This window comes from Paenisporosarcina sp. (genome assembly GCF_057785155.1).
Genome location: NZ_JBYNRN010000039.1, coordinates 54,207 through 67,524 on the forward strand (window position 1 = coordinate 54,207; position 13,318 = coordinate 67,524).

Consider the following 13,318-nt stretch of genomic DNA (forward strand, 5'->3'; position numbering starts at 1 on the left):
AAAAACTACAGTTTTTCGATATAGTAAGTGTAGCGGAATATGCTTACAACTTTGAAAGGAGGAGTTTCATGTCAAACGGTCGCGCGTTAACTGCAAGTGCAGAAGCGGATCCTGAAACAACAACGTTTGTGAAGGACTTTCTTGCATTAATTAAAATTGGCATTGTTAACTCTAATCTCGTGACAACATTTACGGGTTTATGGCTAGCATTTCAATTTTCAAATCGTCATTTTTTAAATGAACTGGATCTCATGTTCTATACATTATTCGGGGCAGCATTGATCATTGCGGGTTCTGGCGCTATGAATAACTTCATTGATCGTGATATCGATCCAATTATGTCGAGAACAAAATCTAGACCAACTGTAACAGGTCGTTTCTCACCAGCACCCGTTTTGGCCATTGCTCTGTCCTTTTTGGTTGTTGGCGAAATTTTGTTATTTATGGCATCGGTTTCTGCCGGTGTATGGGGACTAGCTGGAATAATCAGCTACGTTGTTTTGTACACTATGTGGTCCAAAAGAAAGCATGTAAGCAATACAATTGTTGGTAGTATCTCAGGAGCCATCCCACCTGTTATTGGTTGGGCAGCTGTTGAACCAGCACTTGGTTGGGGAGCTTTAGCGCTATTCCTCATTATGTTTGCATGGCAACCCCCACATTTTTACGCTCTAGCAATGAAACGGACAGAAGAATACCGAGCAGCAGGCATTCCAATGCTTCCTGTGGTAAAGGGTTTTGCACGTACTAAGAAATCGATGTTGGTATGGGTGCTTATCTTGTTCCCGCTCCCGTTTTTACTAATGGAGCTCGGAACATGGTTCTTGATTTTAGCTACTGCTTTAAATGTGGGGTGGCTCGTACTTGCAATAAAAGGCTTTAAAGCGGAAGATGATTTAAAATGGGCAAATGGCATGTTTATTTACTCGTTAAATTACATGACGATCCTATTTGTATCAATGATCATTTTCTCGATTTTCAGTTGAAATTTAAATTCTTTTATCTAAAAGAATTTAAATAGAACTGAACCGAAGTCCCAAAACACAAGAATACAACTACGAAAGAGGGGTTTGATTAAGCTATGATGAAAGGGCTCAAAAAGTGGCGTCTCTTTTCAATGCTGACAGCTCTAATGATTTTCTTAGCTGGATGTGGTGATGAGCATTTGTCGACACTTACACCTGCTGGACAAGTCGGTAGAGATCAATTAAATTTGATGATTCTATCAACTGCAATAATGGTTTTAGTTATCATCGTTGTTATGATCGTTTATATCATTGCAATTATGAAGTTCCGTCGTTCTAAACTTGGAGAAGATTTCATTCCTAAACAAGTTGAAGGAAATCACACACTTGAAATTATTTGGACAACAGTTCCGATTATTTTATTACTAATTTTGACTGTTCCCACTGTCATCGCTACATATGAATTAGCTGATACAAAAGGTATGGACAAAAAAGATGAAAACGGGAACAAAACAGCTGTGACTGTGAATGTTGAAGCGAATCTTTATTGGTGGGAATTTGAATATCCTGATTTAGGAATTGTTACTGCGCAAGAACTAGTCGTTCCTACAGGAGAAAAAGTTTATTTCAATTTAAAAGCCGCTGACGTAAAACACTCATTCTGGATTCCAGCAGCTGGTGGTAAATTGGATACTAACGTTGATGGTATCAACACATTCTTCCTAGACTTCGACAATCCTTCAGATTCTCTTGAAGATGGTGTGTTTTATGGGAAATGTGCTGAACTTTGTGGACCTTCACATGCTTTAATGGACTTTAAAGTGAAAACTTTAGAACGTGAAGACTTTAATGCGTGGGTAGAAGACATGAAGGCATCAGCTGAACAAGCAGCTCCTGAATCAGCAGTTGCACAAGAAGGTCAAGAAATATTTGAACAAAGCTGTATCTCTTGTCACGCAGTTTCTGGTGCAGGAAGTACTGGTGGCGTTGGACCTAACTTAGCAACATTTGGTGATCGTAACCGAGTTGCTGGTTTCCTAGAGCATAACGAAGAAAATATTAAAGCGTGGATTAAAGATCCACAAGAATACAAACCAGGTAACAGAATGCCACAACCTGAAGATTTACCAGGTAGAAACGGTAAAAAACTTACAGATCAAGAGCTTACAGCTCTTACAGAATATTTAATGGGATTATCTGTTGAAGAGTAATCTTCACAGAATGACTTGAAGGAGGTTAAAGTTGTGAGTTCAATCGCACAGAAAAAAGGCTTTGGCGCTACATTGTGGGACTATTTAACAACAGTTGACCATAAGAAAATTGCCATCCTTTACCTCATTACCGGCGGATTTTTCTTCATCGTTGGTGGTATTGAGGCTATGCTTATTCGTATACAGCTTATGAAACCGGATAACGATTTTGTAGCTGCTGGATTATTTAACGAAATTATCACCATGCATGGAACGACCATGATTTTCCTTGCAGCAATGCCATTATTATTTGGTTTCATGAATGCTGCGGTTCCTTTGCAAATTGGTGCGCGTGACGTTGCTTTCCCGTTCTTAAACTCATTAGGTTTTTGGATGTTCTTCTTTGGAGGAATTTTCTTAAACTTATCGTGGTTCTTAGGTGGAGCTCCTGATGCAGGATGGACTTCATATGCATCATTAGCTATTTCTTCACCTGGCCATGGTATAGATTTCTATGCATTAGGTCTTCAAATATCGGGTGGTGGTACGTTAATAGCGGGGATTAACTTCCTTGTAACGATTATTAACATGCGTGCACCAGGTATGACATATATGCGTATGCCGCTATTTACGTGGACTACATTTGTAGCATCAGCGTTAATATTATTCGCATTCCCTCCACTTACAGTTGGTCTATTCTTAATGATTTTTGACCGTATGTTTGGAGCTAATTTCTTCGACCATACCATGGGTGGTAACACAATTATTTGGGAGCATTTATTCTGGATATTTGGTCACCCTGAAGTATACATTCTGATTCTACCAGCATTTGGTATTTTCTCGGAAATCTTTTCAACTTTCTCACGTAAACGTCTATTTGGTTACTCAGCGATGGTCTTTGCAACTGTGTTAATCGGTTTCTTAGGATTCATGGTTTGGGCTCACCATATGTTTACAACAGGTATGGGTGCAACTGCTAATGCTATTTTCGCTGTAGCAACGATGGCTATTGCTGTTCCAACCGGGGTTAAAATCTTTAACTGGCTTCTCACAATGTGGGGAGGAAGTATCAAATTCACAACACCAATGTTATATGCGGTTGGATTTATTCCATCGTTCGTAGCAGGTGGTGTAACGGGTGTTATGCAAGCATCAGCACCTCTAGATTACCAACTACATGATTCTTACTTCATCGTAGCGCATTTCCACTACGTTATTGTTGGTGGGGTAGTATTAGGTTTATTAGCAGGATTACATTACTACTGGCCGTTAATGTTTAACACAATGTTAAATGAAGCGATGGGTAAAATTACGTTCTGGTTATTCTTCTTAGGATTCCATTTAACTTTCTTTATTCAACATTTCTTAGGTCTTCTTGGTATGCCACGTCGTGTATTCACTTACGGAGCAGATCAAGGTTGGGATCTATTCAATGCAATTAGTTCTTCAGGTGCTGTATTAATGGCGGCTGGTGTAATTGTTCTTGTTGTGAATATTGTTATGACAATTGCTAAGAACGTACCAGTTGGTCGCGACCCTTGGGGTGACGGACGTACGTTAGAGTGGGCGATTCCACAACCAGTACCGTTCTATAACTTTAAACAAATTCCTTTAGTACGTGGGTTAGATACTTTCTGGATTGAGAAACAAGAAGGAAATGTAGAAGGAATGACATATGCTGAACCAATCGGTGATATTCATATGCCAAACAATTCGATTATTCCTTTCATTATGTCATTCGGTTTATTCGTAGGTGCTTTTGGTGCCTTGTATAATGGTGAACAACCATGGGCAATTCCAGTTTTAGGATTGGGATTAATCATTACATTTGCAGCAATGGCAACACGTTCATTGAAAGATGATCTTGGATACCATATTCACAAAGAAGATTTATTGAATGAAAAAGGGGGTAAACACTAATGGACTTAAATACTAAGTACACGCCCCATTCATGGCCTGACCATCCGGAAAGTGCAACGCTAGAAGGTAAAAATAAATTTCTAGGTTTCTGGTTGTTCCTTGGCGGTGAAACTGTTTTATTCGCAAGTCTATTTGCTACGTATTTAGCACTTAAAAATCGTGGTCCAAGTGGAATGGAATTTACAACTCAAGAATTATTTGAGTTACCTTTAGTATTCATCATGACGATGTTACTTTTAACTTCATCATTAACAAGTGTTTATGCGATGTACCATATGAAAAACTATAATTTCAAAGCGATGCAAGCTTGGTTAGTTGTTACCGTTCTTTTAGGGGCAGCTTTCCTAGGATTTGAAATTTACGAGTTTTATCACTATGTACATTTAGGATTTACTTACAATCAAAGTGCTTTTAGTTCGGCGTTCTTTACTTTAGTAGGAACTCACGGACTTCATGTATTGATTGGTCTTGGATGGATTACACTATTAATGCTTCGTAATTCTAAACGTGGTTTTAATCTTTATAATGCACCTAAGTTTTATGTTGCATCTTTATACTGGCACTTTATTGACGTCGTATGGGTATTCATCTTTACGGTAGTATACTTGATGGGAGTGATTGGTTAAGATGGCACATGATGTACACACACACGTAAAATCTAATATCGAATTTGAATATGCACGTCGTCGTGCAGCAAATGAGATGCGTGGTCAAGTGACAACGTTTGCGATTATGATTTTCTTAACTTTAATCGCTTTTACAATGGTTTTAGCAGGATTTTCGGCTTACTTAGTTATCCCGTTCATTTTGCTACTAGCTGCAATCCAAGTGGTTTTACAACTTTACTACTTTATGCATATGAGCCATAAAGGACATGAAACAGCTGCATTATTCTTGTATTCAGGTGCTTTAATAGCAGCGATTACAGTTCTTACATTCCTAACAATTGTTTGGTGGTAAGATGAAAAAGTAGAGTGAGGAAAGAGAAATCTTTCTTCACTCTTTTTTTTGTTTTGAGGATTGTCATAGTTCGTTCATTGAAGTTCTTAATGTAGAGACATATAATAGAGGTATTGACAAAAAGGAGCGATCAATATGATGCCTTTAAATATATTCGGATTTCAAGCATTATGGAGTCCCTATTTACTAGTTTTTACACTCTTGATCATTGGAGTCTATTTTCTCTTTACAATAAAATGGCGAAACCGTTTTGAAGGAAGTCAACCATTAAAGATAAAGGAAGCAATTGCTTTTGTTAGTGCGCTTATTCTCTTTTATGTTGTCAAAGGGTCACCAGTAGACTTACTTGGTCATATTTTATTTTCAGTCCATATGGTTCAAATGGCTTTATTGTTGATGTTAATACCAGCATTATTCATTTCGGGAATACCACCATGGATGTGGAGAAAATTTTTATCTGTAAAAGTTTTTAAAGCAGTGTTCCGTTTTTTCACAAAACCAATTCTGGCATTACTTGTTTTTAGTGCATTCTTTTCTGTTTACCATTTACCTGTTGTATTGGATACCATCAAATTACATGAATGGTTGCATAGTTTAGTGACGTTTATATTATTTTTATCGGCTTTATTTTTATGGTGGCCGATTGTCAATAAATTAGAAGGCGAAAATCAAGTTCATGGCTTGAAGAAAATTGGCTATATCATTGGGAGTGCTATTCTAATTACTCCTGCATGCGCGCTAATTATCTTTGCTACAAATCCTATGTATTCGACTTATTCAAATGGTGAGGCATGGTTGAAGGCAATGGAGTTATGTGTACCGGCTTCAACTTTATCTACTTTAAATTTATCAGGACCTGAGTTATTTACAAATATGCCAGTAGTTGAGGATCAACAACTTGGTGGCGTCATTATGAAGATTATTCAAGAGGTCATTTATGGAGTCTTTTTGGCTATGATTTTCTTCCAATGGTATAAATCAGAGCAAGATAATGCGGACGAAATAACTCAAAAAGCTTTAGAAGATCGACAAGCAATTGCGTCGCATCAGTAATAAAACTAATTTCGATCGATGATAGGAGAATTCGCCATGGACTTACCATTATTACCAACAATCAGTACTTTCTTTATTGTTTTAAGTGCGGTGCTTGTAGCGATTGGCTGGACATTGATAAAACAAAAAAAGATAGAAGCTCATAAAAAAACAATGTTTGCCGCAGCAATTTCAGCCATTTTGTTCTTTATCATTTATGTTTCTCGAACAATTTTTGTTGGAAACACAGCATTTGGTGGACCAGAAGAATATAAAATTTACTACACAATCTTTCTAGTTTTTCATATTTTCTTAGCAACAACGGGTGCTGTCTTTGGCATTAGTACTTTGCTAACTGGATATAAGAACAACTTGAAAATCCATCGTAAACTAGGACCCATTACAAGTATTATTTGGTTTTTCACTGCAATCACAGGAGTAGCCGTTTATTCGTTACTTTATGTCATTTATCAAGGTGGAGAAACAACCTCAGTTATTAAAGCGATATTAGGATTTTAATAAGTAACGCCAACGATGAATTTCGATCGTTGGCGTTTTTTTCTATCATATGGCTGGGTTGTTTGAAGTTGTAAAGGTTGTTCTAATAGTTAGGGATTTCCATTATACTGACGCTACGCTTTCGGAAGAAAGAACCAACGATTAGTCAAAAAAAGTGGCGATTAATGAACATTAAATTGAAAATGCGTGTCCAACCCTAATCGTGACATACCTAGCTTCTTCACGAACAAGGGCAGGTAAGACGGTCATTTTAAGGGGGTGGACACGCATTTTATTTAGATTGTCATATCACCGAAAATACTACTTAAAACTTTTATTTTACTAAGTCTTATAATTTAAAGTTCGTCCGCACGATTCCTGCTTCTTTAGCAGTTGTGAAAATGATGACAACGAATGGTCCGATTATTAACCCTAGGAATCCAAAGATTTGTAAACCTATGAACATGGCAATTAAAGTTGCAAGAGGAGATAACCCAATTTGAGAACCCATTAACTTTGGTTCCACAGCTCTTCGTATGATTAATAATACTAGAGCTAATATTGCGAGCTTTGTTCCTAAGGCAATATCGCCAGTTATAAATTGATAAAGAGACCATGGACCAACAATAGCGATCGAACCAAGTATTGGAATGATGTCGATAATCCAGATAACGATAGACATTACCAGTGCGTATTCAGGAGCTATAATTAATAAGCCAATGAAACTAGCTACTAATATAAATAGACTAGCTAAAAACTGAGCTTTCATAAATCCAAAGATGACGGAGTTTAACCGGGACGTCATAAATCGAACTTTTTCTGCGCTCGAAGGAGTTAAATGACGAAACACCATCTTTTTTAAATCAGTTAAATCAAGCATAAATAAGAATAAAGTGATTATGTACACGATAAAACTCACTAAAAAATTAGGGATTTCAGTTAATAACCCACTGATGCTGTCTGAGTCTATGATTCCAAGAACCGCTTTTTGAGCACTACTGAAAAATGTTTTCAACTCTTGATTAATTGATTCAATCACTTCAGTTGGCATTCCTTGTGTAAAACTAACAAGTTTACTTTGAACATTCATCCAGGAGAGGGAAAGCGTGTTGAAGTAGTCTGGAGCAATTTTGGAAAGTTGAATAATTTGACCAATGATTTGGGTAATCGTGAAGTATAAAACCCCTGAAATAACCAATAAAAAAAGAATAAAGACTGTAATGACACTTGTTTTTCGCTTCCAAGAAAATTTGAATTTGCTCCACTTAACGATCGGTTCTAAGAGAAATGCCGTAATCAGAGCGAGAATAATTGGAATTGAAATGGGTAACACAAAGGTAATAAATAAAATAGCAAGTAAAGCTAGTAGAGCAAGTATGAGAACCTTTTTTGTCAGCCATTTGGGCAATGAATACACCTCTTTTCCACTGTTCTTATAAGTATAGACAAGAAAAAGAACTTTGAACAGATGAAAAAAACGCCATGGAAAATTTATTTCCAGGCGTTTATATTATGCACGAATTTCAAAAGCGTTTAAATCCGTTCTAACAGCTGCTAAAGTTTGTTGGCATGATTTCACTAAGTGAGCAGGAAAGACTTCTTGGTCCCCATATTCTACACCGTGTGGATAGTAATGCTTTCCTACAACTGGTTTCATTAAAGTGATGATTGCATCATGTGATCCAATATCGCCTTCTGGTGTGAAACCAAATATACGAAGATAAAAAGTACCTTCTTTAATTTCATATTTCTTGTCATACGTTACACGTTCGTAATCCCATTGACCTTCACGAACCAATCCGTGCTTTAACATGATTTCATCCAGCAATTCTAAATCAGCTGCTGTATTTTCAAGACCAGTATTTTCAAAATACATAGATTCGTCCTCCTTTAAATGCATTATACCTATGAAGCGTTCCATTTTATAATAGTTGAAATTACGGTTTGTTGCAATGACAACATTGTGTCTAAACACTTTTCACTGATATAATAGACTCATCTCTCCAAGAATAAAGGAGTTTTCGATTTGAAGGTATTGGTTCGAGTTCTTATATTAATGGCCATAATGTTGACCTTATTTTTCTATTCAGACCAATCCGTGAAAGAAAACGACGTTTTAGAAGCCCCAAATTCAAGTGGGCAAGCGATTCCACAACCTAACTTGCAGCCTCCAAATGGAACAAATTCAATTGCAAGACCAGCGAGTGGTTTATCTACCTTAATTGGTCAGGATACTTCTGGGCTTATTTCACAGTTCGGAGGTCCCAATCGTATTGAAGCGTCTGCATTCGGATATTCATGGTGGATTTATAACGAATCTCCATCCTTATTTATGATGGTTGGCGTCAATAAAGATATCATAAATCAAATTTATATTGCTGGAAACAAATTAGATGCTGCACCTTTTCAAATACAACAGTCAGTGGAAGAGGTATATCGGTTTACGATTATTCAGAATGAAATTTCTGTCGCTATCGAGGATAATAATTATACCTTTTCTTTAGGACAAGAAGATGTGATGAATCGCATACTTGTTGAGTTTGATGGCTTATATGCTCAAGTATATGTTGATAAAGTGGACAGGGAAATTGAAGCCATTCGTTTTACGGATCCGAAAACATTAGTGTTGCATCAACCTTATGAGATGAGTTATAATGGCGACTACTTAGCACCGAGTGTGCCATCAACATCTGAGCAAAAAGAAATTGATGAATCAAATGAACGACAAACGTTTGATTTAACTAATCTATTTAGATTAAGACATGATATTCGTCAGGTAGAACCAGATCTTTCTTTGAGCATGGTTGCTCGAAAACATAGTGAAGATATGGCTATTCAAAACTATTTTTCACATGAATCACCTAATTACGGGGATTTAGAGGATCGATTGAAAGAGGCTGAAATACCATTTACAACTGCTGGAGAAAATATCGCTGCTTTTTACTTTGATCCCATTGAAGTAGTGCATGGATGGTTAAATTCTCCAGATCATAGAGAAATGTTATTAAATGAGGATTTCACACACGTAGGATCCGGAGCATTTGGCAAATATTACACGCAAAATTTTGTTGAGCGTGAAATAAGCGAATTGCCAAAAGCGGATAATGAAAGATAATGTATAAATTCATTAACGAACAATGGTTCCATCTTCGGAGCTTCCAAATTGTCTAATATGCAGTGGTATTTGGTGAGTAGTCGCTAAATCCACTGCTTTTTTTTGTAAAATAGGATGACCTTTTATACAATGAGAAGCTAATTCTGCATATGAAATTTCTTTTAATATCGAAGCATGCTTATTTAACTTGGGATCATCTGTCATTACACCAGGTACGTCTTTATAAAACTCAACCATTTTCACTCGAAAGTTTACAGCCATTAGAATAGCAGTTAAATCACTACCGCCTCTACCTAAAGTCGTAAAACGATGATTCGTTGTTATACCTTGAAAACCTGGCACAATTACACATGGGACTTGTTGTAAAAATTCTTCAATGTATTGTGTAGACGTTTTAATAATGGCCGCATTTCCAAAATGGTCATCTGTAAATAATCCCGAATGGATACCATAAGCTAATTGACAGGGGATTTGCTCCTTAATTAACTCCGCTGCTAAAACAGATGAAGCTAATAACTCTCCACAACTGGCAGCGAGATCCTGCGCTTCAGGAGCGCTTTTAAAAGCTTCGCTTAAATGTATCAAAGAATCCGTTGAATAGGGTTCACCAGCTCGGCCCATAGCAGATACGACGACTATGACAGAATTATGAAGACGAATGGCATCTTTAATATGTTGAATGCATGCTGCTCGTGACTTTTCATCTCGCATCGCGATTCCTCCAAATTTTTGAACAATCATTTATCCAGCTCCTCATCAAATTGGTGACACTTTTTCTTTTTCTTACATACGCTGAACGTATCTTGACTGTAATGTATTCAAGTGCGTAATTATTGTGTAGGAGGGGAAGTATGTCCTGCTTTATTGCAGATTTATTAAAAGACTGGCCGTGTACCTGGATTCAAGGGTCTTTTGCACAACCCATATACGGAATAAAGGACGATTCTCGAAAAATAAAAAAAGGGGATCTATTTGTTGCGATTAATGGAAAAAAAGATAAAGGCAGAATTTATATAAATGAAGCGATTCAAAACGGTGCAATTTGCATTATTTCAGAGGAAAAAGTAGATGATATTCTAAATCCATCCATCGCTTTTGCAACTGTACCCAATACAAAAACATTTCTATCTCATGCCTGTGCAAGATTTTATGGAAACCCTAGTGAAAAGTTACATGTTATTGCGGTTACCGGTACCAACGGAAAGACAACAGTTAGTCATTTGATTGGACAATTATTAGATTCTCAGGGCGTTCAAGTAGCTGTCATTGGAACACTTGGCCTCTTTATTAACGGGAAAGAGATACACGAATTTCATTCGAATTTAACGACATGGTCAGCTATAGAATTGCATCAAACTTTAGCTTATTGTGTGAACAATCATGTAACACATGTTGTTTTGGAAGCTTCATCTATGGGGTTAGCGCAACATCGTCTTGATCACTGTTCCATTGACCAAGGTGTATTTTTGAATTTGGGTCACGATCATTTAGAGGATCATGCTGGATTTGAAGAGTACGGAAAATCGAAGCGAAAACTATTAAACTTATGTAAACAGATTGTAGCTAACGAAGATGATGAGTATTGGAATGAACATGTAAAGAAAATTAATAAACCGGTGGATTGGTTTAATCGGGGGCAAATCGAACTTGTGGAAATGAAGTCCAACCAAATGTTGATTAGATTAAAAGGAGATCGTACAATTATCCCTATTCAATTTACGGGTACATTCAATGTAGACAATTTAACTGCAGCACTAATGACTCTTAACCAAATTGGATTTTCTGCTAATCAGTTGAAACCATTTTTATCTTACTTGTCGTTACCAATGGGAAGGTTGCAAATGGTAGAAGGGGATTATTGTGAAGTATTTATAGATTACGCACATACACCTGAAGCCCTTCAACAAGTCCTAGAATCATTACGTGACATTGTCAAAGGGCGATTAGTTTTGGTCTTCGGTTGCGGTGGGGATAGAGATCATGAGAAAAGGCCAGAAATGGGGAAGATTGCAAGCATGTATGCCGATAAGGTGATTGTCACATCTGATAATCCTCGTTCAGAAAACCCCATTGACATTTGTCACGATATCATTAAAGATCTTCCCAGCCTCTCAACCATACATGTAGAACTGGATCGAAAAAAAGGGATTGAAAAAGCACTTCAGCTTGCAAATCAACTAGATACTGTTTTGATTGCAGGAAAGGGGCATGAAACTACCCAACATATTGGCTCACACATCATCCCTCTATCAGATGAACAAATTGTTAAAGAGTTTTTAGCTCGTCGCAACGACAAAGAAAGAGCCGGTAGCGATTGCTAACTTTCTGCCAGTATTATCTGTCACAACACTTTCAATAACCATTGTGCGTTTTCCTTTGTGTGCATACTGAGCTGTCGCGTGAATTTGGTCACCTGTGCCGATCGATAAATAATTAATCGATAAATTAGTCGTCACAGCAGCAAATCCTTCTGTTAATGATTGATTTGCCAATATCCCCATTGCTGTATCCATGATTCCTGCTAAAATTCCACCATGAGGTATCCCTAAAGAATTATAAATGTATGGAGTTATTGGTATGGTCACTGTACAACTCGTATCCGTAACTGTTCGTTCAAGTAATAAACTACTCGACAGGTAAGTGGAGGTCTCTTCATTTTGTTTACGTTGTAGACCTTCCATTAGTTGATCAAGTATATGCAAATCTTGATCGGATGCCTCATTTAGTATTTTGTTAAATCTATTTGTTAGTTCTTGTTTCATTCTAATTCTCCTTTGAAGTAAGCTCTAATATGTGTTGTTGCTGTTGTGATGCCGCTAAACATTTCTAGCGTGGAAAGGGTATCGTTTTGACCATCCACAGTGAGGGGGGCGGTTGAAGAGTCACAGGATTCATGAGCCTCAGAAGTATTGTTTATTTGAGATTTTATTAACAATAAAAGTAAATTTAGTCTTAAATTAAAAAGCATCTCGTTCACTCTTTGGAAACTATCTGTTATGATATAGAAAGATTGGAGGGATGTCCGATGATGATTACATCTGAATGGGCAAATATCATGGATGATGCTGATGATTTAGCGCAAATGATTTTATCCTCTGAACAAGCAACACGATATAAAGAAGCATATTTTGCCGTGTATACTGATGAATTATTAGCAAGACAAATAACTTCTTTTACTCGTTTGAAAGAACATTATGAAGATGTTCAACGCTTCGGGAAGTATCATCCAGATTATTCAACGGTTATGAAATCAATTCGTGTTCAAAAAAGAGAACTTGATATGAATGACCGTGTAGCAACATTAAAATTAGCTGAAAACGAATTGCAAGATTTGTTAGATGAGGTCAGCTTACTTATAGGTAAAACCGTTTCTGAATCTGTAAAGGTTCCAGTTAGCAATCCCTTTTTCGCTAGTGAAAGCTCATGTAGCACGGGTAGTTGCGGAACTGGTGGTTCATGCGGATGTTCGGCATAGCAGAAAACAAAGCTTGCACCTGAAAAGGTGCAAGCTTTCAGTTTGTAGACAAATAAATGTTGATTTACATTGTGGCGGACGCTTTCCGCGGGCAAGACTTCAGCCGCTTCCCTCGCGTTGCTCAGTCCAGGGTCTTCAGTTCTTGCTGATTCCGCAGGAGTCG

General features: G+C 37.2%; 15 protein-coding genes. 10 read left to right on the forward strand and 5 right to left on the reverse strand.

Annotated features, from left to right (window positions below; genetic code table 11):
* The first annotated feature begins 68 nt into the window (after positions 1-68).
* The 7 genes from cyoE (at position 69) to AC3EA5_RS14485 (ending at position 6,586) form a co-directional block, all read left to right on the forward strand.
* The gene (cyoE, locus tag AC3EA5_RS14455) at positions 69-986 is read left to right on the forward strand and encodes a heme o synthase (protein WP_488608983.1); all 918 of its coding nucleotides are present in this window, start codon (positions 69-71) and stop codon (positions 984-986) included.
* 95 nt (positions 987-1,081) lie between these two features.
* Positions 1,082-2,176 carry a cytochrome c oxidase subunit II gene (gene coxB / locus AC3EA5_RS14460; RefSeq protein WP_488608984.1) on the forward strand — a complete coding sequence of 365 codons (1,095 nt, stop codon included), beginning with the start codon at positions 1,082-1,084 and terminating at the stop codon, positions 2,174-2,176.
* Positions 2,177-2,209: 33 nt separating this feature from the next.
* Positions 2,210-4,075 (forward strand): cytochrome c oxidase subunit I, encoded by a 1,866-nt coding sequence (gene ctaD, locus AC3EA5_RS14465; protein ID WP_488608985.1) that lies wholly within the window; start codon positions 2,210-2,212, stop codon positions 4,073-4,075.
* Positions 4,075-4,701, forward strand: a complete 627-nt coding sequence (locus tag AC3EA5_RS14470; protein ID WP_488608986.1) for a cytochrome (ubi)quinol oxidase subunit III — start codon at positions 4,075-4,077, stop codon at positions 4,699-4,701. Before ctaD ends, AC3EA5_RS14470 begins: the two co-directional genes overlap by 1 nt.
* A 1-nt stretch (position 4,702) precedes the next feature.
* Positions 4,703-5,035: a cytochrome c oxidase subunit IVB gene (gene ctaF, locus AC3EA5_RS14475; protein WP_488608987.1), complete on the forward strand. Its 333-nt coding sequence runs from the start codon at positions 4,703-4,705 to the stop codon at positions 5,033-5,035.
* 138 nt (positions 5,036-5,173) lie between these two features.
* Positions 5,174-6,088 carry a cytochrome c oxidase assembly factor CtaG gene (gene ctaG, locus AC3EA5_RS14480; protein ID WP_488609073.1) on the forward strand — a complete coding sequence of 305 codons (915 nt, stop codon included), beginning with the start codon at positions 5,174-5,176 and terminating at the stop codon, positions 6,086-6,088.
* 36 nt (positions 6,089-6,124) lie between these two features.
* The gene (locus AC3EA5_RS14485) at positions 6,125-6,586 is read left to right on the forward strand and encodes a DUF420 domain-containing protein (protein ID WP_488608988.1); all 462 of its coding nucleotides are present in this window, start codon (positions 6,125-6,127) and stop codon (positions 6,584-6,586) included.
* 328 nt (positions 6,587-6,914) lie between these two features.
* Here the strand turns inward: AC3EA5_RS14485 and ytvI are convergent, their stop codons facing one another.
* The gene (gene ytvI, locus AC3EA5_RS14490) at positions 6,915-7,973 is read right to left on the reverse strand and encodes a sporulation integral membrane protein YtvI (protein ID WP_488608989.1); all 1,059 of its coding nucleotides are present in this window, start codon (positions 7,971-7,973) and stop codon (positions 6,915-6,917) included.
* A 102-nt stretch (positions 7,974-8,075) separates the two neighbouring features.
* Positions 8,076-8,441, reverse strand: a complete 366-nt coding sequence (locus AC3EA5_RS14495) for a YugN family protein (protein WP_488608990.1) — start codon at positions 8,439-8,441, stop codon at positions 8,076-8,078.
* A 150-nt stretch (positions 8,442-8,591) separates the two neighbouring features.
* Between AC3EA5_RS14495 and AC3EA5_RS14500 the strand changes: the two genes are divergently transcribed.
* Positions 8,592-9,680: a CAP domain-containing protein gene (locus tag AC3EA5_RS14500; protein ID WP_488608991.1), complete on the forward strand. Its 1,089-nt coding sequence runs from the start codon at positions 8,592-8,594 to the stop codon at positions 9,678-9,680.
* A gap of 12 nt (positions 9,681-9,692) precedes the next feature.
* On the opposite strand, the gene AC3EA5_RS14505 is transcribed toward AC3EA5_RS14500, so the two are convergent.
* Entirely contained in the window at positions 9,693-10,421 is a 729-nt protein-coding gene (locus tag AC3EA5_RS14505; RefSeq protein WP_488608992.1) for an amino acid kinase family protein, read from the reverse strand.
* Positions 10,422-10,531: 110 nt separating this feature from the next.
* On the opposite strand from AC3EA5_RS14505, the gene AC3EA5_RS14510 reads away from it, so the two are divergent.
* Positions 10,532-12,001 carry a UDP-N-acetylmuramoyl-L-alanyl-D-glutamate--2,6-diaminopimelate ligase gene (locus AC3EA5_RS14510; protein WP_488608993.1) on the forward strand — a complete coding sequence of 490 codons (1,470 nt, stop codon included), beginning with the start codon at positions 10,532-10,534 and terminating at the stop codon, positions 11,999-12,001.
* On the opposite strand, the gene AC3EA5_RS14515 is transcribed toward AC3EA5_RS14510, so the two are convergent.
* On the reverse strand, positions 11,957-12,442 hold the full coding sequence (locus AC3EA5_RS14515; RefSeq protein ID WP_394187264.1) for a PaaI family thioesterase: 486 nt from the start codon (positions 12,440-12,442) through the stop codon (positions 11,957-11,959). The genes AC3EA5_RS14510 and AC3EA5_RS14515 overlap by 45 nt on opposite strands.
* Positions 12,439-12,648, reverse strand: coding sequence for a hypothetical protein (locus AC3EA5_RS14520; protein ID WP_488608994.1), 210 nt, complete (start codon positions 12,646-12,648; stop codon positions 12,439-12,441). Before AC3EA5_RS14520 ends, AC3EA5_RS14515 begins: the two co-directional genes overlap by 4 nt.
* A gap of 57 nt (positions 12,649-12,705) precedes the next feature.
* Between AC3EA5_RS14520 and AC3EA5_RS14525 the strand changes: the two genes are divergently transcribed.
* Positions 12,706-13,155, forward strand: a complete 450-nt coding sequence (locus tag AC3EA5_RS14525) for a YlbF/YmcA family competence regulator (RefSeq protein ID WP_488608995.1) — start codon at positions 12,706-12,708, stop codon at positions 13,153-13,155.
* The last annotated feature ends 163 nt before the right edge of the window (positions 13,156-13,318 follow it).